Origin of the sequence: Longitalea luteola (assembly GCF_017356035.1) — a bacterium.
Taxonomy (GTDB): Bacteria; Bacteroidota; Bacteroidia; order Chitinophagales; family Chitinophagaceae; genus Niastella; species Niastella luteola.
Window position 1 is genome coordinate 248,114 of record NZ_JAFIQX010000011.1, and the last position, 24,392, is coordinate 272,505.

A 24,392-nucleotide genomic window follows, 5' to 3' on the forward strand; every position below is an offset into this window, starting at 1 on the left:
ATCCAAAACCGTTATGAGTGAGATTAAGAAGGTTATCAATGTTGTCGATGTAAAACCTTACACCCCATCCGACTTAGCTGAAATTTATGGAACGTCATGGAAGATTATGAATAAATGGCTGAAAAGGCTGGAACCCCATATTGGTGAAAGAGACGGTCGGTATTTTACGCCACTTCAGGTTTCAAAAATATTCGAAAAATTGGGAGCACCAGCCAAAGTTGAATTTGAAGATTGAGTATCTTTATTGAGATAGTAAACCGCTTTTCTAAAGAAGGCGGTTTTTTTATGTCTGTTCCACAAGGAACTAAAAAACAGAATTAGATATATTATAGTAGAATGTTTTTCCTTCTGTGCCTTTATTTTTCCAAGCTTTTCCCGACTTCTCCTTTAGTCTCCCAGAGGTATATCAGTCATTGTATGTTTGTCTTGCAATTGAAATTAATCCCTAAGAAAACCCAAGACAACAATGACACAATCTTCTGCTACGAGCCATTTATCAAATCCTCTGCCTGACTTTTCTGTAATCTTCGGTAATAAGGATGAAATCACCAATTTAGTTGATACCGCCTGGCTATTTACTTATTCCACCCTTTGGAATAATCATGAGTTTTCCTCCCTTGAAAAATCAGAAGCTAAATATTATATCAAGGAGTGGATCACAGGTGGTAAAAAACCCTTAAAGGCATTTACTAATTTTTGCCAGCGGATTATTCTTGCCCGACAAAATATTAAATCCCTTAATACGGATTTTTTAACACTTCCATCATTGTGGTTGGATAAAGAGAATATAGAAGGCTACGCCAGTACAAAAGAGCTTTTGGAGAGAATAAAAGTTATACGGCATTCTCTCCCCAATTTCCAAATTGAAATCAAAGCGTTGGCCGAAGCAGTTCTGGAATTTGCCGAGGAACCAACTAAGGAGAACTTTATTTATTGGCGTAGTTACTTTATTGAAAAGGACGAACCGGTACTGCTGAACATCTATAGCGTATTTGCCGCAAACAAAACTTTTAATATCCAATAATAAACCAATGGGAGCGCACAAATCAAAACAATACTTTGACCAGCAGGGCAACCTGAATATCAAACCTTACCGGCTTAAAGATTTGATTGCCATATTTGATGTAAACGAAAACACTTTCAAGAAATGGATGGCCCGATATCCTGAACAATTAGGTGAAAAAGACGGCAAGTATTATTCCATTCGTCAGGTTGAATTTATGATTGAAAAATTCGGGTTACCTAAAAAAGTGTATATCATGCAAGTTCCATTCTCAAAAGCTGCGTAAAAAATATTAAATAAGACTCCATGAAAACAAATGAAACAGGTTCTAATGTTCTGCTTACCGGTATAGTGCTACTTGCCAACTTTGACCTTGCCGGATTGGCAGATTATGGTTTGAAAGCGCTGGTTGGCGGTGCCATATGGTTGGGATATAAGTTAACAGCCGATTACCTCGCCGACCGGAAGAAAATGCAAAACAAATAAGGATGCGAAACGCAGATATTGTTACAACGGCTATTGTGATAACGGGCATGGCAGGGGTATATGTATTGCTTGCAAAATTTGCCCGTATGCAGGAGGAGCTTGAAGTGTTGCCCACCGCAAGCGTTCACAAGATTGATTTAAAAGGACTGACCCTACGAATTGATTTGCTGATGAAAAATCCAACGGCGGGAAGTTTAAAAATCAAATTTCCCTTTGTAAAGGTTTATTACAAAGACAGTTTGGTAGGCAGCTCTCAGGTGGTGAACAAAGACATATCTATACCTGCATACGGGCAGGTTGTAGTTGATAAAATTCTGCTTGACCTGCCGCTTACCAGCCTGTTAACGACAGCAGTATCGATGCTAAACGCAATAAAGAAAAAAGAACCTGTAAAACTACTTGTAAAAGCCATAACGACCATAATTACTGGCATAACTGACCTTCCTTTGGAAAAGGTTCAGGAAATCCCACTAAAAATCAGTACCCAATGATTTCAATCGGTAGAATAAAATATGGTGAAGCATCGAAGCTGCGTACATTAAAAAGTGGAAAGGTATATGATCATCTTTTTGAAAAAGCACCGGGGAAGGTTTATACTATTAAGAAAAATGCGGGTTTGCAGGATACTGTACAGTTCATACCTCAAGTAGTAAGACAAACTTTAAATCAGACTAAAGGAATTGCTCAAGATCTAAAAAAAGACTCTGTATATGAAACCTGTAAAAATATCTGGCAGTTTGTATATGATCATGTACAATACCGAAAAGACCAACATGGGTATGAACAGATAAGAAGTCCTAGAAGAACCTGGCACGATAGAACTCAAGGGGTGGATTGCGATTGTTATTCTGTGTTAATTTCCAGTATCCTAACAAATCTCGAAATTCCACACATCCTTCGAATAACAAAATATAACCAGAATCACTTTCAGCATATCTACCCCGTCGTGCCACATAAAGGTCAGTATATAACTATTGACTGCGTTACTGATCACTTTGATTACGAAGTTCCATACTCACAGAAAAAAGATTACAATATGGAGTTACAATTTCTTGATGGCTTACCGAATTATGAGGCAGATGGTATGGGAGAGTTGGGACGATTATTTAAGAAGAAAAATAAGACCGGCAATATATCTGCATCTGCACCGGCCCAAAAGAAAGGGCTTCTCAGCAAGATTCTTAAAAAGAAGCCAACCAGTCCAGCATCTTCTGGTTCAAGCGCACCAGCCCCTAAAAAGAAGAAAAAAGGTCTTTTTAAAAAAATCGGAAGTGCAGTTAAAAAAGTCAACCTAAAAAAAGTTGTTAGCAAGATAAACAAGATCAATCCGGTGACCATTGCCTTGCGTAACGGCATACTTGCTGCCATGAAATTGAACGTAAAAAATGTGGCGAAGCGGTTAAGATACAGTTATCTGACCAAGGAGCAGGCAGAAGCCAAAGGTATTGAAGGAACAAAATATGACCGGCTTTTAAAAATACGGCAAAAGCTGGAAAGTATTTTTGAAACAGGCGGCGGAAAAGTAAGCAACTTGAAAAAAGCCATTCTCAGCGGAAAAGGTAATAAGGATAAGCAGGTATTAGCCGGATTAGAGGGGCTTGGCGCGCTTTCCATGTATGATACCGACAACCTAAACATTTATACTCCACTCGAGCAGCTCTTAGGCACAGAGGTTTACTATGAGGAAAATGTAGCAGGTTTAGAGGGCTTGGGAGAACTGGGCGAACCTGTGACCCTGGCAACTGTAGGTGCTGCAATGGGGGTGCTTACGGGCATCATTGCTTCACTTCAAGAACTGGGAAATATTTTTAAAGGCAAACAACCTGGCTCCGAAGATTTTGACAAAGCGACCAATGAGGCCGCCGAAAATAACCAGCCGGTGCCGGATACAACTCCTGTACCTGCAAGCGCCACCCCAACCATTTTACCAGAGCCGGTAGCTGTGCCCAGTCCTGTGAGTTATGAAGCCACACCGGTGACGGCCAATTACGAAAGTGCTGCATCAAGCATTGCCCCGGAAACGGCAAGGCAAGAACCAATAGAGCCGGAAGAAGAATCTTACAGCGAAACAGCAGAGGAAAATGCTTCGGTCATTACAACTCAACAAAACACGTCACCGGCAAAACCGGCTAATAATACCCCCGCCGATAAAGCCAGCTTTTGGGAAAAAAACAAAACCTGGTTGAAACCAACAGCCGTTATCGGAGGCAGTATTTTGCTGATTGCTGTTTGTGCAAGCGTTCTGAATAACGGGCAGGCAAAAAATAAATCCTCACCTGATGCTTCCCTTTCGGGATTACCCACTCGAAAAAAGAAACATAAAAAAGTAAAGCGCAAACAAGCAAAGAAAGTAGCTATTGAACTACTCTAATTATTCAACTAAAAATCTACTAATGGCAAGAAAAAACCGATATGTAAAAAATGCGACTAAGTCAAAGTTACTGAAAACCATAAAAGGGGAAGTAAACCCACAAAATGACTTCAAGGCCACAGCCCTTGTAACGGTCAAAGATGTTGTTCTTGGGGTACTTGGCGGTGGCATCGTGGCAGCAATTGCAGGGAAGTTTGCCATTCCGTTGGGTATCGTGATAACAGGTGCTGGCCATTTTAAAAACAGCAAAATGTTGCAGGTGATTGGGCTGGGAACGATGGCCTCCAACTCCTTTACTAAAACAGCACCCGTTAATGGATTGGAGGGACTGGATGGAGTGAAAGAGCGTCTGCAGGCTCTGAAAAGTTCCATTACTGAAAAATTTCTTTTGGACAAGCTGCTCAAAAAGAAAGGATTGAGAGGATTAGGCAATGTACAATACTTTAATTATCCTGATCAGGCGGTGGGGGAACTGGCCGCACTCGATAGTATCGAAAATCAAATAATCGAATCCGGTATGCAATTCCAAGGTACAAATGACTACACCCTTGTAGATGGAATTGATGGTATGGATGACCCACTCTATTAACATTAATCACTCTTAGGATGGTACTAAACTGAAAGGCCCTAAAGCAATAAAACGGTCTTAAGAGACTGTCTTGTCTTAAAAAGTATCGGAGATAGTTACACTTAATCTCAAAACCTATTGATCACTAAAAATCGTACTGTATATGTTAGGAATATTAGACGGACTTGAAGAATACAACAATGCCGGAGCCTTGATTGGTTTGGATGGTCTCGATGACCCTGAGTTGTTGGGTGCTTTACGCCGTATGAACCCAATTAAAAGACAAAAATTTGTAAACAAGTTAGCCGCACCTGGCGCTCCCTCCAAAGGTTCGCGTGCTGAAATGGAAAAGCATTTTAATGAATTACCTGACCACATCAAAGAAGGGATTGCCAAAGGAGAACTGCGGTTGGCTGATTTTACCTTGTATTCCAGAAAGTTCATTAATAGTAAAACCATCAAGATGTTTGAAACCCAAGATGACAAGCAGGTGGCGATTTCAAATATCAGCAATGCCAAATTGCAAAAAAATCAATGTCTCCTGGTATCAGGCATTTATATGATGGCCGGTGTAGCCGCTGATGGCACTAAAGACAAAATGATGGCTTCTTCGCTGAATATAATTGCAAATTATCCGGCCATTTTATCCGGGGAATTTTCTCTAAAAGCCAATAAAAAGCAGATTGTGCCCGATACCTCCAACAATGTGTTTAATACCACAGGATTTACCACTGTGCCACAAGGTTACTATAAGCTTGCCAACCCGCGCATTATTGCTGATGATCTGTTAATTGAATTTACCGTGGAACTGGGCACAATGGATAGTTTGCCACCCAATTTATTTCTGTTCGCTGGCCTGCACGGTACAGTAACCACACCTTAATAATCCAAAAAAAACTTTTTTATTTTATGTTGAGCGGTGTAGAGCAATTCGAGCGAATTCATAACCAAAATGGATCCATTGGTAGTCGTGCCGAGATGGAAAAATTTGAAAACCAGCTTCCTCACCATGTAAAAGAGGAACTAAAGAAGGGAAAACTCCGCTACGCCGATACGATTATTTATTCGATTAAACACGTAGGTTCAAAGGTGGTTAAGATGTTTGAACCACAGGACGACCGGCAAGTGGGTATTTGCAGCATTGCCGGGGGTAAACTACCCAAAAATCAATGCCTTTTGGTTTCCGGGATTCAAGTATTTACAGGCGTATCCCCGAATACCGGTAAACCGCCTACGAAAGATGAGATCTTGAGCACAAGCACTATTGGACTTGTCCAATCATGTTTGCCCTTACATAATGGTGAGTTTACGTTAAAAGCCAATCAGAAAATCATAGTGCCGGAAACATCCTGTAAACTTTTTTTTGGTCAGGGCTTTACTGGCTTTCCACCTGGATATTACAAATTGGAAAATCCCCGGCTGATTCAGGATGAATGGCAGATCGAGTTTACGTTTGAACTGGCTACCACTCAGGGGTTGTTACCAAATCAACTTGTCTTTGTAGGGTTGCGGGGAACCATTACCACGCCTTAAATCTATTCTTTAGTTATGCTACTTAGATGAAGATTAAAAAACATGGGTGGGCGGTTATAGCAGCCGGTTTGTTAACGCCGCCCTTACTGCTTTTGATTAAAAATCAAATTGAAAAAATGGCCAATCTAACTATAGCGCAAAAGAACTTAAGGGCATTTCTTTTAATGATTCAATATAGTGAAGGCACGGCTGGTGCAAATGCCTATAGGACTTTATTTGGCAGCGGACTATTCAGTGATTTTTCAAAGCATCCCAATAGGCGTATTACCAAATATGGTATTACCAGCACAGCGGCTGGCGCCTATCAAATACTGTATAGAACATGGTTAGAGATCGCTCAAAAGCTAAAACTCTTAGACTTTAGCCCTGCCAACCAGGACAGAGCGGCGATTGAACTGATTAAAAGAAGAAAGGCATTGGAAGATGTAATGGCGGGTAGGTTTTCACTTGCGATTGAGAAGTGCAAAAAAGAATGGGCCTCGCTTCCTGGTGCTGGTTATGGTCAACATGAGAATAGCATTAAAAATTTGCTGGCAGTCTATCAGATGGCCGGTGGAAGCGTAATGGCTGCTTAATTAAAATCAACAGTTTACGATGGGAAAAAAAATAAAAAAGCGGTTTGATATTGAAGTCACTACGGAAAACACAGTTCACTCCAAAACATTTGAACTCGATAAAACGGTTGAGAAGGTGCATGGTTTACTGTTTACTTCAAACCGCGATGATCTTCTCTATTACAGGGGGACAGCGAAGGTAGAAATCAATTCAGAGGAAATCTTTGCCGAGGATTACGAAAGCAAGTTGTTGATGTCGGGCCTGAATGTGTCTCCAAATGATAGATATTACAATCTGGGAAGCATCCCGCCCGGCAACTTCAAAGTAAAGGTAGATTACCGGGATAACGCGGATGCACGCCTTCCATTTGCCGCCTACCGCGTATCGCTGTATTTGGATTTGGAACTTAAAAGCTAACCAGACTTAAATGCAACAGTCAGTTATAATACACAGGGAACGAATCAACCGCGCTGGTGAAATGAAATATTTTCAAATTCCGCTACCTGGAACCGAAAAGAAGGTCATTGGTGTGGAAACCAGTATCTTTCTTTTAACCGCCCTTCCGGCACCAGTGCCCGACGGTGGTAGTTCTACCAATGAACCTTCGCCGTCGTGTCCCAATCCGGGCAACGCAACAATGACTGAGCTATCGAATCAAATCACGGCTGATCCAATTCGCATCCATGTATTTCAGATTGGTAATGCGGTAAATCCAACCTTTCAGTACAGTGTTGCAGTTTATTCAGTCACAGTTGCGGTAATTGCCGTTGGTGGCGATACTCCAGCCACCATCGTTACGAAACTCGCTGATGCCGTAAACAATACAACACTTGCTGAATGGAATCAATTTGGAAGCAATGATGCTAATTATAAACCTACTGCTTCTGCCAACGCTGATCAATTGACTCTTACTTGCGATATTAATCATCAGTTTGCAGCGTGGGCAACCGGTTCTTGTACCGGCGCACCACCTCCGCCATCGGGACCAGTTTACGATCCGCTGTTTGTGATCAAAAACAATGACAAGGCCGGCGTACTATCACTACAAAGTCCCGATCGAACAGATATTTTTTACCAGGGTGAAGTGTTTCGAGAAGATCACAACCTCCGGTATGGTGATTACACTAGCAAACATTTTTTTGAGATAGAGCAATGGATAACGGGTAAAAGAAGATTTTCAGCCGAAGTGCTGATTACGACCCATTCACCATTGATTGAAGCTTACTATAAGGATGAATTTGGAGTGCTTTATAGAAAGGAAATAAGCTATCTACTCAACATTTTTGTTTGGCTGCAAAAACCTTAAGCGTATGACAAGCGATCTGGCTTTGGAATATATCAGCAAGCGCATGTTGGAAATGGGATATGGCAACAGTTACCTGATCCGGTTTCGGCATCTACTCTTTCGGGCACAGGAAAAACGCGAACTAATAGGTTATAATCAATTATATATACTCATTGAACCCACCAAAGATATTCGAATCGAAAGTGATGTGGGCCTGTACGATCAAAACGAAGATCACGCCAATGAGCTACAGTACGAACACCGGGGCGCAATAAAAATAATAAACCTCTCTCCCTTACTGAACAACGTTAGATTTATTCAGGCGATACCCATCAATCAACAAGAAAATGGCAGTAACCAACGAGAAGTATGACCAATTTAAAATTGAACGCCTAAAAAACTTTTTAGAGGACATGGCGGCCAAAGGGCAGCCACGGTACTATGAAATTTTTGTCGATAGTTTGAAGGTGGTGCCCAAGACCGACAATGCGGAAGAATTTGAGAACTACGAGCGGTATATAGACGACACCACCGAAAAAGTGCGCATTGTTATCTATGGTTCAGGCCTCTCGCCCCGCAATGATCAGTATAGCTTTCATGTGCAACCAACCAGACAGGACAAAGGACTTAGCGGGTTTAATGGGTTAGGGGATTTAGACGGGATCATTCAGGAAAAACTCGCAACCCGTGACCGGGAATATGAAATGACACGACTGCGCGAAGAACTGCAAAAAGTAAAAGATCAATTGGTCGAAGCCGAAGAGTATGCAGAAACGCTTGAAGAACAAATCAAACTGCTGCAGGACAATAAGTATAAGCTCGGTAGTATCAATGTGGCCGAACTTGCTTCGGTGGCCCTTGAAGGTATGATCCGTCGCAATCCACAGCTGCTAACAAAATTGCCCGGCGGCGAAGCGCTTGCCGGCATTATTGAGCAGGACAATCAGGAACGGCAGCAGTTAAGCAGTTCAGCCCAAGTAGAGGCCCAGGCATCATTTCAAAAAAAATCTACCGATCAAATAAAGCCGGAGCAACTACGCTATATCCCACTGCTCCAACAATTAGACGCAGCTTTTAACACAGCGGAACTGGAAGTAGTCATGCAGGTATTGCAAAGGCTTGCCGACGAACCCACGAATCTTAAAACCGTTGCTGAATTACTGAATATTCAAACCCCGTAAACTATGAAGAAGTTTCATTATGACATTTCCATTGAAGCAAAGACGGAATCGGAAGCCGATGCCAAGATGACCGCCCTAACTACACTGGCACAAAAACTATCGCCCATAGAACTGACCAAACTGGCGCACATCGTCAAGAACGACCCGGTAAAGACAGCTTTGGCAAAAAAGTACCTGGGTGTGTAATCAGTGATTATAGTTAATCCTGCAAAGCAATGCTTAAACATGATTGCCATCATACCAACGGTTCACATAAACTTTCCGTTATGCCCAGTGCCAAAGATCAAAGTGATTTTACGCTCAAACAGAAGCTCCAGTACGCTGCAATAGGTTTGGTCCTGGTAGGCGGTGGTTTATATGTTGGACATCGCATACTCAGAAGCCAGGCGATCAAACGACAGGCGAACAAATCGGCAAAAGAAGGTACCCCGGCTGATTTTGCAACCCGCATTAAAATGGCTTTTGAAAACAACGGCTGGTGGGGAACTGATGTGGAAGCCCTGCGTGCTATTTTTCGCGAAATTCCCACTAAGGAGATTTTTTACGGTGTCATGCGCTCTTATAATACGGGCGGCAAAAATCTGATGCTCGATTTAAAAAGTGAGCTCACCACTACTGAGTACAATGAAATGCTGGCCATTGCCGGGGCCAAGCCAGAGAAAGTTTCTACTGGTTATACACCACAAATTGGGCAGGCTCAGTATCAGGCATGGGCAAAGCGTCTGAAAGCTGCATTTGATTACACTTGGGGGCCGAACCTTCCCGGCACCGATGAAGACGCTGTACGGTCGGTCTTTATGGAAATTCCAACGCAAGCCGACTATGCGAAAGTAGCCGAAGCCTATCAATTATTGTATGGGCAAAGCCTGAAAAACGGACTGCTTCAGGAACTGGAGTTGTGGGAGTATTCCCCCCTTATGGCGATCATCACTAACAAACCCAAAGTTTAATACGGTATGAAAACAAAGAAAAAGGCAAAGGTAAAGAGCAAACGGAAGAGAGTTGCAGCAGGCAAGAAGACATCCCGAAGTGCCAGCAAAAAGGTCGTCCTTGCTTCTGTAGCAGCGGGTCTGGGCCTGCTTAGTTTTTTTGGTTGGAAATATTTCAAGCGTAAAAAAGCGGCTACTTCCAGTAGTGATTTTGATGCCATTCTAAAAATGAGCAACAATTTGATTGAACCGCCAGCAGTATCACTGCCCGCTTATACGCCTTCAACGCCAGAGCCTAAAACGGTTTATACCTATAATAATAGTACAGCCGAGACGGGCGGTGATTTTCCGCTGAAAAAAGGTAGCCGGGGTGATAACGTATTACGCTTGCAGCAGGCGCTTATTGCCAAAGGTCACGCCATCACAGCAGACGGTGTGTTTGGCCCCCAAACAGAAGCTGCGCTGAAGAAGGCAGGGTTTATACCTCCCATTGATAAAAGCACCTTTCATGTTATCGTATCAGTTACACAAGTAGACGCCTCCGCCGTAGGAAAGGATCTCTATAACGCGGCCCGAGCAAAAAATTACACGGCTGCTATCAGTAGTCTTAAAAAACTAAAATCAACCGATGACTACGCCAAAGCCAGTGATGTCTTTAAAACTTTTTTTCTAAACGGAGTGCGTCAAACGTTGGTCAATGGACTGCTCAGCACCTTTTCGGCTGCCACCCAAAAAGATGTTATTAAACGGGAGTTTTTGCGCATGGGTCTCCAGTACGATGGCAGTAAGTGGGCACTTTCCGGGTTAGACGGCGTTTCCTTGTTAACCACTCAACCGACCACCATATGGGTAAATGCTAAAGAAAGTGTAAGTGTACCCGCTGGTATGGTGCTGGGCAGTAAGGTGGCTCAACGTTTGGATTACGCATTATTTGAAAACAAGGGCAAATATTTTTTAGTAAATACCAATGCCGTAAAACTTTTATCATAATCAAATTTCTACCCATGAGACGTAAGATCAAATACATTGTAGTGCATTGTACCGGCACCACACCGGATGCAACCATCGATAGTATTCTCAAGTTTTGGAAAGAAGTAAGGAAGTGGAACAATCCAGGCTATCACTATTTAATCAAACGTAACGGGGAAATTGTATCGCTGCTATCGGAAGATAAAATAGCAAATGGAGTAAAAGATTTTAATATAGAATGTGTTCATGTTGCTTATATCGGAGGGGTTGATAAAGCTGGTAATCGAACCGACAACCGCACACCGGCACAAATTCGTTCTTTGTTTAACAAGCTCGTGGCTCTGTCGGAAAAATATCCCGGCGCGACCATATTGGGGCACCGCGACTTTAAAGGTGTCACCAAAAAATGCCCATCCTTTGATGTGAGGGAGTGGCTGCGTAACTATACTCCCGATGAACTTGCAATTGCTGCCTAATGCTATCAGCTATTCAATCAGTCTTTCACTTTAATAATTATGTGCTTTTTACCCGGCCCTTTGAACTCAACATTGTAGGTGTTCGGGCCAATACCACTACACCCAACCGTTTCGATGATCAAATACATGTGTTCTTTCAAAACCCACAGGGCCAAACCATCCACCTATCTTATGAAGCTACCACCGATCCGGGCACCTACTGGTTGCGTAATCCCTTAAATCTCCAGGGTACGGCCATTTTGGCCCAGGGACAATATAGGGACTGCTATCAGATCGGTCTGCACCGGGGGCAATATGCTGCTTTAGTGCAAAAAAGGAAGGTTACCGTGCTTAGGGATTACGACCGGGATGCCCTGCTTGATTTTCGAAATGGAAAGCCTGATACCGGAATGCACGGTATCAATATCCACAAAACATCCGGCAGTGGAAAAGCGCTCCATATAGACAAGAATTCGGCAGGCTGTCAGGTATTTGCCGATGCAAAAAAGTTCTCGGAGTTTATGCGTCTCTGCGAACTGCACCGAAAGCTATACGGTAACAGCTTCACTTATTCGCTCATCGATAGCAGAGCTATTGCGCGGGAGCAAAGAAAAAAGATGATCGCGGTCGGTATTGGCCTGGGTGCTGCATTTCTCACTTATCAAACAATGAAATGATAAAAATAACAGAACTTCTTAAAGACAAAAACGGAGCTTTTAACCTTCGGGAACTCGCCATCGCCATATTCATTTTGGTTATAGTTATTAGTTGGATAGCCAAGCAGTTTTATGGTAAGGAAGTACCAGAATATATGTTTTACTCCTTTGTGAGCTTGATTGCCGCCGGATGCTTTGGGTATTCCATTGAAAAGAAATCTACTTAAGTAAACTTTTAAAATTAATCCCTACACTATGGCAACATTTCGATTCAAAACATCCCTTGTGCTTTTTCTATTGGGTTTTCTTGTTGGTTTTTGCACCTCTCAGCTTTTTGCCAGATGCAATCCCAATCCACCGGCGAATAAATCTGCTGTTGCGCCGGTAAAGGAGTTGGAGCTAAGGGCAAAGAGTGAACAAACCATTTTCTTAAATAAAATCTCTGCCCTTCAAAAATCAAATGAACAGCTAAATGAAAAATTGAGATCCACTCAATCGGAGTTGCAAAAAGCAAAACAAGTAACAGCCAATAAGGAACGCTCCATTAAACAACTGGTCAAACACAACGGATATGATTCAAAAAATTTGATTGAAAGAAGAGCAAAGGAATATCCTGCTGACACAGGCATAGCTTCACAGTGCGACTCATTGATTACCGAAGTAAATGCTTACCTCGATGAAAATCAAAGAAAGGATAGTTTGTATGAGCAACAATTGGAAATACTGGGGGATGCTCTTGATATTAAGGATTCTGTCATCAAAACTCATCAATCGGTATATTATTCCCTTGCTACGCTTTTTGATCAGTCGGTAGAACAAAAACAGATGCTTCAAAGTGAAAACCTGAAAATGCGCAAGTGGATGAAACGACAAAAGCGTAAAAATAAGCTACTCACGCTGGGTGCCATCGCCTTGGCAGGCTTTGCAGCCAGTTCCATTCTTCACTAATTCTTGTAAATAAAAATCATTATTTCATAGCCATGAACGATAAAGCAATTGTGTCCACCACCACCTTAGTTGTGTCTCTGATTGCCTACTTGTATGCCAAAGAAGCTCAAAAGGATGCCGTACCATACATGCTTGTGGCTGGGTTCATTGGCTCTATTGTGGGAGAAACAATTGTAGAAAAAAGAAACAATCCCGATAAATAAACTTCTTAACACAAATGGCGTACAAAATCTATGACGATGGTGTCGTGATTCGCATTGAAAACGGCACTTCAGTTCTCTTTGTCTCAAAGGCTCAGGTAAAAACCATTGACACCATTGCCAATGGTGTGGTTCGGTTGGATATTGGTGAAGGTCCACTTAAAAACGTGTTTCTGCGTTATTCCGAGGTAGAAGTACCTGCGGTTACCTCCGGTGAGCAGCTTCGGGATGCGATCAAAAACATGATGCCCAATCTTACGGAAGAAGCAGGCATTTTGAACGAGCTGACTAATATTAAAAACCTGCTCAATACTTTAAAAGACACTGAAGCCGATCTGCTTAAAACCGAACCAACCCGTATTGACGAATCGCAGCCCAATGCTGTATATAAGGGATGGCATAAAGGGAGTGGTGCTGCCACGGCCCCGGAATGGGCCATTCTGAAAATTACCCAAACCGCCGACAATATTCTGTACGAGTGGGCAGATGGCAGCACCCGGCAAACCAACATCTGGAACGAGAGGTACAACCTCACATATCGGCCACTGAATTATATAGTGAGTATGGAGGCCATATCGTAGCCGTTCCACTGCAAGATCCTATCGCTTATGGCAATGAATCAGGTGACAGTATTTAAAGAAGTTCTCCAGCAGCCGATTTTGGTGTCATTGTTTGACTATAGCGGTTGTTGGTCGGCACCGTACCGGAAGGCTGGTTACCGAGTGCTTCAGGTAGAAAAGAAGTTGGGCTTTGATCTTTACAAATGGGATTACAAACAAATCAGGCAGGGGCTGGTGGGCGGTATTTTGGCCGCCCCGCCCTGTACTGATTTTGCTACCAGTGGAGCGCAGTATTGGAAAAGGAAGGATATAGATGGACGTACAAAAGAAAGTGTGCAATTGGTTAAAAAGATTTTGGAAGTGGTAAAGTATTTCCGACCCCGGTTTTGGGTCATTGAAAATCCTGTGGGGAGATTGAATGATTTAGTGCCTGAATTAAAATCTTACGGACCGTGGTACTGGCAACCGTATTGGTTTGGTGATCGTTGGACTAAGAAGACAGGTCTATGGGGCGTATTTAAAAAACCATCAGTTCAGCATAAAACTTTACTGGTTCGCTATAGCAAACAAGGTTCGTGGATACAAATGCTTGGTGGCAAATCAGAAACTACCAAAGAGTTAAGAAGTATTACACCTCCTGGTTTTGCTCAATCATTTTTTGATGCCAACCCTTTGGAAACAAAAACAGTAAGCAGCAAGAGCCGCCAGCTCCCTATTGCTGCTTAATTTTTTTATGAAGTATCCTAACGTAAAAGAAATAGTTTTAGGTGACCAGCTTAATGTGCCGGAAGTTCAGATTTCATATTCTCGAACTGTTGACAGTTTATCGAGCCTGCCGCAATCAAAAAATGATGCGGATGGATTTGTAACTGCTATCGACAAGCTTTTATCAGATAAAACGCCACAAAATAAAAAATCTGTCGAAAAACTTGCCGCTACTTTTGGTATCACTGATAAAACCCACGTTAAGGAATTAACAGAGCTTGCCATTGTAAAAAGAGCAAGACAGCTTGCTCACAGCGGAGGGACAATTAAAGACAGATTTGATAAGATTGTTGATCTGTATAATTCGCAAGTGAACTTATCCCACCGCACTTCCCAATCCATATTACTACAACAATATTCTACTCCTGCGCCTATTTCATATCTGGCCGGTGTGTTTTGCGGCATCGATAGCTCTGAACCAAGTAAAATATTTTTTGAGCCATCTGCTGGCAATGGGCTACTGACTATCGCTGGTTATCCGAGTTCCTTTATTGTAAATGAAATTGACAGCTTTCGCAATCAAAACCTTCAAATACAAAAATTTAAAAAAGTAACTCAACAAGACGCAACCAAACCGTTTGCAGAATATTACAGGCAGTTTGATGCCATTTTAACCAATCCTCCCTTTGGAATTAGTGAACAAGAAATATTGTATGACACCTTTCGCATTGTATCGTTGGAGCATGTTATGGCGCTAAGAGCTCTAGACTGCATGAAAGATTATGGAAGGGCAGCTATTATTATTGGCGGTCATACAAGATGGGATGATAAAGGACGAATACAGGCAGGCAAAAACAGGATATTCTTCAATTATTTATATAGCCGTTACAATGTTCTTGACGTTATAATGATTGACGGCCATAAACTCTATTCACGTCAGGGAACAGCTTTTGATGTACGGTTGATATTGATAGATGGCAGAAAGGAAACTCCTTCTGGAAATGCACCCTTATTTAACTTACAACAAGATGTAGAAGTAAAAACGTTTGACGAATTATTTAACCGGGTGATGGATGCTAAGGAAGCAACTTATAAATCTATCTCTTTAGGTTCAAAATACCTTACTGTTTATAAAAAATATGCGTCGATCAAACCTGCTTACCCAGATTCCATTCTTTTATTAGAGGAAGGTTTTGAATACTTCATATTTGGAAGCGATGCCGAGAAACTTTTAAGGGAAATAGACTTTACCGGTGCTGGCGAAGTGGAATACCAGGGTGAAAAAATTAAAATGATACGTTTTCCTGCAACATCGCTTCAAACGTATGTGGCCAAAATTATAAAGGCCGGGTATATGCACAGAGCTGTAGGGCAATTTGAAAATTCAAAAAGTTACGACATGAAATTAATAGAATTAGAGGCTGAAGCGCTACAACTTGAGTTACAGTTACTCAAAACAAATTTTGAAAATGGTTTAGGTGCTATAATTCCTAGCAATATAAACAACAATAATTATGAGCTCTATTTGCATTTCAGAAACAGATACCGAGAATATTTTAAAATACTTGTAGTAATTAAGAAAGTTCTTACCGGCGAGTACGAAACTTTCGATCAGGATGCCGAACGCCTTATTTATATGTTCTCATTACCCCTGACACTATTTTCAATAATAAAAGGGAAGAAGGTTTACGGCATGACATTTAATGAAAAGAAGCTTTTAGAAATTAAAAACCAACTTTACCACGCAGGATATGTTATTGCAATCATAGAAGATACTGAAACCGAGGAAACAAATCGTTCTGAACATGACCTTTCAGGTGTAAATTATTTATACAAAGATGGCAGCGGCAATGATGAAAAAATGTTTAAAGAGTGGTCAAGATTAAAAAAGTCATATCCTGATACAATTATTTTGCTGGAAGAAGCAACTACATTTCAAACTTTTGATTACGATGCTTATATAGTTTATAATGTCAGAAAAAATTATGATTTCAAACACAAAAATCCAGATTTTTATGTGAAGGCTCTTAACTGTTATGGATTTCCCTATTTTGCTCAACAGGGAATTTTAAGAGAAGATAGGCCGCTAATTGAGCAACTGCTTTTGGAAGCTGGCTATAAACCTTTATTTATTGAAAATGAAAAGGCGCATTACAAATGGCCGACAAGAAAAGAACTAGAACAGTATGAATTAGAAAAAGGGCAAGCGCATAATGCAAAGGATAAAGCTAACTACCGCGTATGGGTTCGAAATAAAAATCATGGGACAAAAAATGTTCTCTTTATAAAGCAAGGTGCTCGTCTCTATACAACCTGGGAAGGAGACGCTGAAATAGCACGACAGGTAATCGACAATTTAAATTTCTACGACAAAAAATCAATACGTGATTTATTTGGGAAGGTAATTCAAGGAATCAGTGCCCGTTCGACCAACCTTAAACACTATGTTGATGTTTTTCATAAAAAAGGGTATACCATTGTCTTTTTGAACGAAAATAATGATGGCAAAGGCTTTGACTACTCCGTTGATGTTACTGATTATATTGATGAAGATGGTAGCGTTCGCCATTGGAGAATGTTTGAGCATTACAAGATGCTTAAAGGGCAGAATCCAAATAAACTTATTCTTTTTGAAACTCCTGGAACATATACAACGTTTGAAGGAGATGCTGAGACACTGGCAAGGGTTTGCAAGATTAGGTATATTAAATCGACAGGTACAGAATATTCTTTAATGGCCGGTGTTTCCAAAGAAACATGGAAAGAACGCTTATCGCTCCTTACTAATGCCGGTTATGAAGTAATGATAATTGAAAACAGCAGGGGGGCTGAAGATCTTGGCGCAGTCTATCAACCGGCATCCGAAGCCTGTATAAAGCTCAATACTCAGGTTCCGGATTCGATGGCCTTTGAAACTCATTCGTTTTTACAATTGATCAAACAAGAAGTAGGCGGTGACATTGATAACTTCGTTCGGCACCGATTGGGCTATCCAACCAAAGCAGCACTTTGTAAAGTGCTTTCTGCTGAACAGATCGATGCGGTTGCAGTAGCCATTTACAATATTGAAGCTCGTGGTCAGGGTATGATCATTGGTGACCAGACTGGTATCGGCAAGGGTCGTATTGCTGCGGCCATGATCCGGTATGGTGTGCTGCAAGGAAAAACTCCTGTATTCCTTACGGAAAAAGCAAATCTGTTCAGTGATATATACCGTGACCTCAGCGCAATAGGATCAGGACATTTAAAACCCTTCATTGTAAATAGCCGGGAGCCAAAATCCGATATTAAGGATGAAGATGGTAATGTGGTGTACCAGGCGCCACCGCCCACAGAGCAAAATAGCATATTTGAATCCCGCCAGGTTCCTGCTAAATATGATTTTGTGGTTGCTACTTATACGCAGTTCAATTCTGCCGAAAAAAAACCGGTTAAGCCTAATTTTCTTCGTGCGATAGCCGAGGATAATATTCTAATCCTGGACGAAGCGCATAACTCATCTGGTAGTTCTAACACGGGTGAGTTCATGCAGGGGGCGATCCGCCATACACGGGGTGTGCTGTTTCTATCCGCCACCTTTGCCAAACGGCCGGATAATTTGCCCATATATGCCATGAAAACTGCGATTGCAGATTGTAATATGACAAGGGATGATTTGGTAGACGCCATTACAAAAGGTGGCGTAGCACTACAGGAAGTACTTTCTTCGCAGCTCGTGGCCGAAGGTCAAATGATACGCCGTGAACGCAGTTATGAGGGCATTGAGGTAAACTATATTACTCTTGATGACAAAGCGCCGGAGCATAGGGCAATTGCCGATAATATTACCGAGATTTTACGGGACATTATCGCCTTTCAGACCACCTATGTTGACAAGGAAGTAAAAGATCTGGATGAGATTGCAGTAGCGGAAAGCAAGGAGGTCGAGATCAGAGAAGGTACAAAACAGGCAGGCGTTGACAACATTCCTTATTTCTCCAAGGTTTTCAACGTTATCAATCAAATGCTTTTCAGTCTGAAGGCTGAGGCCGTTGCTGAAAAGGCTATTGCTCGCCTCCGGGAAGGCAAAAAGCCGGTGATTGCATTTGCCAGCACGATGGGCAGTTTTATTGAAACAATGGAAAGCGACACCGGTATGCCGGTGGGCGATGGCGATACGATTGATGCCGAATTTTCGGAAGTGCTTCGCCGTGGTCTGCAAGGTATTATGCGCTATACTGAAATAGGAATTGATGGTAAGTCCGAATATAAACAGTTTCAGATTACAGATTTCCCCCCGGATGCTCAACTGGAATACCAGCGCATTAGCGAGAAAATTGAATCAGTATCAACTGGCATTACTATAAGTCCCATTGATATTGTTATCAGAAAGATCAAACAGGCCGGTTACACGGTTGCAGAAGTGACCGGAAGAAAGTTTGAGCTACAGTTTGATAAACATGAGCGTAAGGCACTTGTACTTGCCCGTAAACGTATCAATACCAATGATGCCTTCCGAATGTTCAATAATAATGAAGTGGACGTGCTGATGATCAATCAGTCCGGTAGTACCGGCGCATCTGCCCATGCCATACCTACTGCAAAAGTTCCAAAAGACGAGGTGAATCAACGGGTGATGATCGTCTTGCAGGCCGAGTTAGACATATCCACGGAAGTTCAAAAGAGGGGAAGAATTAACCGTACCGGCCAGATTCTAAAACCTATTTATGACTATGTGAGCAGTGCGATTCCGGCAGAAAAGCGGCTGATGATGATGCTTCAGAAAAAACTCAAATCCCTCGATGCCAATACCACTTCCAATCAAAAGCAATCGGCTAAAATTCTGGATGTTCCCGATTTTTTAAACAAATTCGGAGATAAGATTGTCCAGGAATACCTGGCTGATAACCCGGAGGTAAATAAGCTTTTGGACGACCCACTTTATATGGAAGATTCAGGAAGTGATAGCGGCAGCAAAACCCCTATAGAAGATGCCGCCATGAAGGTATCGGGCCGTGTAGCTGTTCTTTCCACCCAAATGCAGGACGAGTTTTATACAGATATTTCAGAAAGGTATAATGATTATGTAGATTACTTAAAACAGATCGGTGAGTATGATCTGGAAGTAGAAGCGATGAATCTGGAAGCGGAAACCATATCTGCTAAGGTGTTTAAGATGGGGAAAGGTACGGACAGCGCCTTTGGTGAGGATAGCACGCTGGAAACTGTAAAAGTCAATGTGCTTAAAAAGCCGTTTTCAAAAATTGAACTTGAAAACCTGCTAAATGAATCGCTGAAGGGGGAAAATCCGCAAAAATTACAGCAAGAGTTTTTGCAGGAATATACTTCTGAAATACAAAATAAACTGCGTGAGCTTACCTCGGAAGTGGACACAAAATATGACCAGCTTATCCGTGATATACCCGGTGAAAGGCAGATAAAAAAGTTGGAAGGTGACCGTGACGCCTGGAACCAGGCGGTAAGTGAGCGGACAAAGGAGCTGGAGGATGCAAGAGTTGCCATGCACATAAAAAATGAAAAGACCTTTGAAAACCGTAGCTCTGCACTGAAAAAGGCACTTAATTATTTCTATATTGGTCGATACGTAAACTATCCTGTAAAAACTTTCGGAACTGACAGTGAAATAGTGCCCGCTGTATTTCTTGGGTATTTGATAGATAGAAAAAAGAAAAATCCCTATGCCCCCTCCGCTATAAAACTTCGCTTTGCCATTGCAAACAGTTCGAAGTATCTGGCGATTCCTGCAAGCTATAGCCAGGATATTATGTCAATTATTGGAGCGAGCGTTGATCTAAAAGAAGTTGATATACCTACGCTTTTAAATGGCTGGGATAATTACATTCAGAAGCGTAGTGCTGACAGGGCAACGCGACACATTATTACCGGTAATTTGCTGCAAGCGTTCAGTGACCAGGTTGGTAAACTGGTAAGCTATACCACCATAGACGGCCAGGTAAAGAAGGGTATCCTTATGCCGGAGCATTGGGATCCGGTTGAGCAGTTGCAGGATAAGGTTATTGTACCCATATTAAAGGCGCTTCCAATCATACGCTCCTTAGTGAGCGGCCATCACATTGTTACCAATGACGGCCTTTCCATCTTCCGTACCGGCGACTATTATAAACTGATTGTTTCTGCTTCTCGCAGTAAGGGTGGTGACATCTATCTCGATAAGGATATTCTTTCGTTGGTTGAGAAGAACAACTTTGAAAAGACTTCCGATAAGATGGTTGCCATGCTAGGTGACGGTAAGATAAGTGAACTTGTAGAAGTGCTTCAGAATAATCACAGTTGTTCCATGACAATACAGTCTTATCAATTAAAGGAGATTAATAAAGAAGCTATCCGCAGCAGTAACAGGAACAGAATTGAACTACCGCCGCCGGAAGAAGCCCCACCGGTAAATAACTCTATGGCCAAAATCCGCATTTTGGAACTGGAAGCAGAAGCACTTGAATTGGAACTTTTATTACTTGCTGCATAAAAACTATTTAACCCTATGATTACAATTGAAAACTACTTTGATCAGATACAAAACATAGATAGAACAAACTTCCCATCTGCTCTTTCGGCGGGGCACAATTTTATTGTGAAGGCCACGGACAACGGAAATGATCTTGCTGCGTATAACATGAGTGACAAGGTCAAAAATACGATTGATCTTTACCTGGATAAATTGAATGCATTTATTTCTGGAAGTAGTAAGAAGGAAACAAAGCAGCCAAGAAAAGCAAAAAAGGGTGCTGGCCATACGGTAGCTATTGATGAATATATGCCCGCGCAGGAGCCAATTCCTACCGAAAATAAGAAAACGAAACACTCAAAGAAAAATAAGGTGATTGCTTCGCAAACTGCACCTGTACTTGTTGAAAAAATACCTGAAGAACTTCGCTTTATAAAGCGTTTTGTGTATTTGAATGGTAAATCAAAAACAAAGGATGAAATATTGAGGTTTATCAATTCGCTTCAGAAAGCCATAGTCGAAAAGCGTATTCGTAAAACTTCCAATTGGGCTGATCAAATCAGACTGATTCAAAACAAACTGATTGACTGGTATAATAGCATGAAGCAGAAGATTTCTATTGATATAGAAAAGGAGGGTTTTTATAATGACCTGAAAGCATTGGTTTATAGTGAAGCGATAATGCCATCCATAAATTTCATTAAACGATACATCAGTTTGAATGGAAAACCTGATGTAAAGGATAAAGCTAGAAAGTTATTGGAACACATCAATAAAGCATTTGATAAAGGAAAGTTGACAAATTCGGATTTGTATATTTCTGCAATCAATGACATCAAGGGAAACCTTGAAGAATTTCTTGCCAATAAACGCGAAAAAACATTACAGATAGAAAAGGCGGAATTGAACGGCTTACAAGGCATTTTAGGCTGTGCCTGTACCCCTCTAAACGGGTTGGACGGAAAACCGGCTATTATGAACAGTATGGATTTTGCCGAAATGCAATTTGATACATTAGGCTTTACCGGTAAATGGCTCAGGCTGATCGGTGACCCGTCATCGAATTTTTCGGTAATGGTTTTTGGAAAACCTAAAATGGGGAAATCATACCTGTGCGTAGATTTTGCCGGATACCTGGCACGGAATCATGGGAAAGTGCTGTATGTGGCGAAGGAAGAAGGACTTGATATGACTCTCCAGAAAAAGCTAAATGAAAAGCATGTGGCTCATCCCAACCTATTTGTTGCTTCTGTATTGCCGTCAAATCTTGCTAAATATAACTTTGTTTTTCTCGTTAGTGTAAACAGAATGGGTTTAATACCAGAAGATCTCAACAAGTTAAAGGCGGCAAACCCTGGCAAATCTTTCATTTTCATTTTCCAGACAACTAAAGACGGAAAGTTTCGGGGAGCCAATACTTTTCAGCATGATGTGGATGTGGTGATTGAAGTGCCCGAAAAAGGGAAGGCAGTGCAGATGGGAAGATTTAACCAGGGTGGTGAGATTGATATTTTTGAAAGAGACGATTGGAGAATGGCAGCATAAATTTTTTGTTAGTTGTAATTTATAAACAATCATATAACCACTTCCGGCGCTATGCAGCCGGTTTTTTTTTTAAACGTATCTATGAAGCAGTTGAAAACAGTTTTAGAAAACAACGAGGATTTTTTTGATTACGCTCAAAGGATCAATCCAAAACGTGAATCCTTAACACCTGAAAAGGTACGCTCTTTTTCTGGCTGTCAGAACTATACAGATGAGGAGGCAAATGGAATTATTCAAAGCCTTGAAATGCTTGCAGTTATCATTTTTGAAAACGCGGAAACAAAATCTATTTGTATTGATAATCAACAAGATGTAAATTTAAATGACAAACTCGAAACAAAAGTTATTTCAATCCCATCCCCACAAACTAAAAAACGTGCAGCATGAGCATTACACTCGACTTATTTGCCCAATGGGCTAAAAGACCAGATAATATCATTGCGAAAGACCGTGAAAGAATTGCAGTTGTATATACCCGTGTTTCTACAAAGGAACAGTATGAAAATAATCTTAGTTTGGATTTCCAGCGGGCAACTATTGAAGATTATGCTAAGCGTCACAACTTTAAAACGATCGAGTATTTTGGAGGAACATTTGAAAGTGCCCAAACGGATGGACGCAAAGAGTTTCAGCGGATGCTGACCTTTGTGAAGAAAAATAAAAAGGTTACACACATCCTGGTTTATTTACTCGACAGGTTTAGTCGTACAGGCGGTGAAGCTATAAAGGTCGCAAAGGACTTAAGAGAAAAATATGGCGTAAGTATTCTTGCAGTAACCCAACCTATTGATACCAGTAATCCCGGCGGTGTTTTCCAACAAAACATGCAACTACTATTCAGCGAATACGATAATATGCTGAGAAGACAAAGAGCAATGGCAGGTATCAAAGAAAAATTAGAGCGTGGCATTTGGTGCATTAAGCCACCTATGGGTTATACCGTTATCAAAGAAAATGGCGTTCGTAAAATTGTAGTAGACGAAACTGGTAAAAAGCTAAGGAAGGCATTTCAGTGGAAAGCTCAGGGAATGAAAAACGAAGCTATCCTTGAAAAATTACGTGCAATGGGTGTACTGATTTATAAGCAGAAGTTAAGTCAGATTTTTTCCAACCCGTTTTACTGCGGTATTATTTCCAATCAGATGTTAGAAGGCAAGTTGGTGGAAGGCACCCATGAAAAGCTGATAACATACGAATTATTTCTGCAAGTAAACGATATTAGAAAGCAAGCCAAAGGGAAATTTGGTACAACACATAATCAGACAGAAAATGAACTTATTCCCTTAAAAGCATTTATGCGATGCCATAAGTGTGGTTCTGGATATACTGGCTATGTTGTAAAGGCAAAAAATCTCTATTATTATAAATGCAGAACCACCGGCTGCAAATGCAATAAAAGAGCAGAATTGGTCAATAGGCATTTTGAGGCTTTTCTTTCTCAATACTCTATTAAGCCGGAATTAGTTGAGCCGTTTCTTTATCAGGCATATCACCTGTTCGATAAAATACATGGCTCGTCTTTGGAACAAGAAAAAAGTTTAAAAACCAATCTCACAGACGTCCAGAAAAAGATAGACACCATCGAGGAAAAATATTATATCAATGGGGATATGCCGAAAGAAGCTTTCGATCGATTCATAGGCAAATTGACCGAGGAAAAGGAAAATATATTGAAAAACCTAGCAGGTACTAAAGTGGATATGGCGAACCTCAAAAAAACCTTTGCAAAAGCAATTACTTTTTCGAGCAAACTCACGCCAGTATGGGCTTCCAGCGAAACACAGCAAAAAGAAAAACTGCAAAAATTGATCTTTCCGAAGGGAATTGTCTATTTGTTCGAAAATGAAACATTTCGAACCGAACAAGTAAATGAAGTATTCGCGCCAATCGCGGATCAAGTCAAATTGTTGGGGGATTAGGTTGTTAAGCATAGATTTTTTGGAGTCTAAATAAGAAGAAATTAATATCCCGAACTCCCCG

General features: G+C 41.3%; 28 protein-coding genes. All 28 read left to right on the forward strand.

Annotated elements, in window-relative coordinates:
- Positions 1 to 13: 13 nt before the first annotated feature.
- The 28 genes from JUB15_RS23130 to JUB15_RS23265 all read left to right on the forward strand — a co-directional run bounded on the left by JUB15_RS23130 (position 14) and on the right by JUB15_RS23265 (position 24,331).
- Positions 14 to 235, forward strand: a complete 222-nt coding sequence (locus JUB15_RS23130) for a hypothetical protein (protein ID WP_207515022.1) — start codon at positions 14 to 16, stop codon at positions 233 to 235.
- Between the two features lie 231 nt (positions 236 to 466).
- Positions 467 to 1,024, forward strand: a complete 558-nt coding sequence (locus JUB15_RS23135; RefSeq protein ID WP_207515023.1) for a hypothetical protein — start codon at positions 467 to 469, stop codon at positions 1,022 to 1,024.
- A 7-nt stretch (positions 1,025 to 1,031) separates the two neighbouring features.
- Entirely contained in the window at positions 1,032 to 1,289 is a 258-nt protein-coding gene (locus JUB15_RS23140; protein ID WP_207515024.1) for a hypothetical protein, read from the forward strand.
- Positions 1,290 to 1,309: 20 nt separating this feature from the next.
- Positions 1,310 to 1,489, forward strand: a complete 180-nt coding sequence (locus tag JUB15_RS23145) for a hypothetical protein (protein WP_207515025.1) — start codon at positions 1,310 to 1,312, stop codon at positions 1,487 to 1,489.
- Positions 1,490 to 1,491: 2 nt separating this feature from the next.
- The gene (locus JUB15_RS23150; RefSeq protein WP_207515026.1) at positions 1,492 to 1,980 is read left to right on the forward strand and encodes a hypothetical protein; all 489 of its coding nucleotides are present in this window, start codon (positions 1,492 to 1,494) and stop codon (positions 1,978 to 1,980) included.
- Positions 1,977 to 3,860 carry a hypothetical protein gene (locus JUB15_RS23155; protein WP_207515027.1) on the forward strand — a complete coding sequence of 628 codons (1,884 nt, stop codon included), beginning with the start codon at positions 1,977 to 1,979 and terminating at the stop codon, positions 3,858 to 3,860. The genes JUB15_RS23150 and JUB15_RS23155 overlap by 4 nt, the downstream gene beginning before the upstream one ends.
- A 22-nt stretch (positions 3,861 to 3,882) precedes the next feature.
- Complete coding sequence (locus JUB15_RS23160; RefSeq protein WP_207515028.1) at positions 3,883 to 4,449, forward strand: hypothetical protein; 567 nt, start codon at positions 3,883 to 3,885, stop codon at positions 4,447 to 4,449.
- Between the two features lie 142 nt (positions 4,450 to 4,591).
- A complete protein-coding gene (locus JUB15_RS23165; RefSeq protein WP_207515029.1) occupies positions 4,592 to 5,311 on the forward strand; it encodes a hypothetical protein in 720 nt (239 codons plus the stop codon).
- A gap of 26 nt (positions 5,312 to 5,337) precedes the next feature.
- Positions 5,338 to 5,961, forward strand: a complete 624-nt coding sequence (locus JUB15_RS23170) for a hypothetical protein (protein WP_207515030.1) — start codon at positions 5,338 to 5,340, stop codon at positions 5,959 to 5,961.
- A 26-nt stretch (positions 5,962 to 5,987) separates the two neighbouring features.
- Entirely contained in the window at positions 5,988 to 6,536 is a 549-nt protein-coding gene (locus tag JUB15_RS23175) for a glycoside hydrolase family 24 protein (RefSeq protein WP_242696485.1), read from the forward strand.
- 19 nt (positions 6,537 to 6,555) lie between these two features.
- Positions 6,556 to 6,933, forward strand: a complete 378-nt coding sequence (locus JUB15_RS23180; protein WP_207515031.1) for a hypothetical protein — start codon at positions 6,556 to 6,558, stop codon at positions 6,931 to 6,933.
- Positions 6,934 to 6,943: 10 nt separating this feature from the next.
- Positions 6,944 to 7,822 carry a hypothetical protein gene (locus tag JUB15_RS23185; protein ID WP_207515032.1) on the forward strand — a complete coding sequence of 293 codons (879 nt, stop codon included), beginning with the start codon at positions 6,944 to 6,946 and terminating at the stop codon, positions 7,820 to 7,822.
- A gap of 4 nt (positions 7,823 to 7,826) precedes the next feature.
- Positions 7,827 to 8,174, forward strand: a complete 348-nt coding sequence (locus JUB15_RS23190) for a hypothetical protein (protein WP_207515033.1) — start codon at positions 7,827 to 7,829, stop codon at positions 8,172 to 8,174.
- Positions 8,149 to 8,982, forward strand: a complete 834-nt coding sequence (locus JUB15_RS23195; protein WP_207515034.1) for a hypothetical protein — start codon at positions 8,149 to 8,151, stop codon at positions 8,980 to 8,982. The genes JUB15_RS23190 and JUB15_RS23195 overlap by 26 nt, the downstream gene beginning before the upstream one ends.
- A 3-nt stretch (positions 8,983 to 8,985) precedes the next feature.
- Positions 8,986 to 9,168, forward strand: a complete 183-nt coding sequence (locus JUB15_RS23200) for a hypothetical protein (protein WP_207515035.1) — start codon at positions 8,986 to 8,988, stop codon at positions 9,166 to 9,168.
- Between the two features lie 80 nt (positions 9,169 to 9,248).
- Entirely contained in the window at positions 9,249 to 9,932 is a 684-nt protein-coding gene (locus JUB15_RS23205) for a hypothetical protein (RefSeq protein ID WP_207515036.1), read from the forward strand.
- A gap of 6 nt (positions 9,933 to 9,938) precedes the next feature.
- Complete coding sequence (locus JUB15_RS23210; RefSeq protein WP_207515037.1) at positions 9,939 to 10,901, forward strand: peptidoglycan-binding domain-containing protein; 963 nt, start codon at positions 9,939 to 9,941, stop codon at positions 10,899 to 10,901.
- A 14-nt stretch (positions 10,902 to 10,915) separates the two neighbouring features.
- Complete coding sequence (locus tag JUB15_RS23215) at positions 10,916 to 11,356, forward strand: N-acetylmuramoyl-L-alanine amidase (RefSeq protein WP_207515038.1); 441 nt, start codon at positions 10,916 to 10,918, stop codon at positions 11,354 to 11,356.
- On the forward strand, positions 11,356 to 12,012 hold the full coding sequence (locus tag JUB15_RS23220) for a hypothetical protein (protein ID WP_207515039.1): 657 nt from the start codon (positions 11,356 to 11,358) through the stop codon (positions 12,010 to 12,012). The genes JUB15_RS23215 and JUB15_RS23220 overlap by 1 nt, the downstream gene beginning before the upstream one ends.
- The gene (locus JUB15_RS23225) at positions 12,009 to 12,218 is read left to right on the forward strand and encodes a hypothetical protein (protein ID WP_207515040.1); all 210 of its coding nucleotides are present in this window, start codon (positions 12,009 to 12,011) and stop codon (positions 12,216 to 12,218) included. The genes JUB15_RS23220 and JUB15_RS23225 overlap by 4 nt, the downstream gene beginning before the upstream one ends.
- Before the next feature lie 28 nt (positions 12,219 to 12,246).
- Positions 12,247 to 12,939 carry a hypothetical protein gene (locus tag JUB15_RS23230; RefSeq protein WP_207515041.1) on the forward strand — a complete coding sequence of 231 codons (693 nt, stop codon included), beginning with the start codon at positions 12,247 to 12,249 and terminating at the stop codon, positions 12,937 to 12,939.
- Positions 12,940 to 12,971: 32 nt separating this feature from the next.
- Positions 12,972 to 13,142 carry a hypothetical protein gene (locus JUB15_RS23235; RefSeq protein WP_207515042.1) on the forward strand — a complete coding sequence of 57 codons (171 nt, stop codon included), beginning with the start codon at positions 12,972 to 12,974 and terminating at the stop codon, positions 13,140 to 13,142.
- A gap of 14 nt (positions 13,143 to 13,156) precedes the next feature.
- Entirely contained in the window at positions 13,157 to 13,720 is a 564-nt protein-coding gene (locus JUB15_RS23240) for a hypothetical protein (RefSeq protein ID WP_207515043.1), read from the forward strand.
- A 27-nt stretch (positions 13,721 to 13,747) separates the two neighbouring features.
- The gene (locus JUB15_RS23245) at positions 13,748 to 14,425 is read left to right on the forward strand and encodes a DNA cytosine methyltransferase (protein ID WP_207515044.1); all 678 of its coding nucleotides are present in this window, start codon (positions 13,748 to 13,750) and stop codon (positions 14,423 to 14,425) included.
- A 7-nt stretch (positions 14,426 to 14,432) separates the two neighbouring features.
- Positions 14,433 to 20,888, forward strand: a complete 6,456-nt coding sequence (locus JUB15_RS23250; RefSeq protein WP_207515045.1) for a MutS N-terminal domain-containing protein — start codon at positions 14,433 to 14,435, stop codon at positions 20,886 to 20,888.
- 15 nt (positions 20,889 to 20,903) lie between these two features.
- Entirely contained in the window at positions 20,904 to 22,412 is a 1,509-nt protein-coding gene (locus JUB15_RS23255; protein WP_207515046.1) for a P-loop NTPase family protein, read from the forward strand.
- Positions 22,413 to 22,493: 81 nt separating this feature from the next.
- Entirely contained in the window at positions 22,494 to 22,799 is a 306-nt protein-coding gene (locus tag JUB15_RS23260) for a hypothetical protein (RefSeq protein ID WP_207515047.1), read from the forward strand.
- Positions 22,796 to 24,331, forward strand: coding sequence for a recombinase family protein (locus tag JUB15_RS23265; RefSeq protein WP_207515048.1), 1,536 nt, complete (start codon positions 22,796 to 22,798; stop codon positions 24,329 to 24,331). Before JUB15_RS23260 ends, JUB15_RS23265 begins: the two co-directional genes overlap by 4 nt.
- The last annotated feature ends 61 nt before the right edge of the window (positions 24,332 to 24,392 follow it).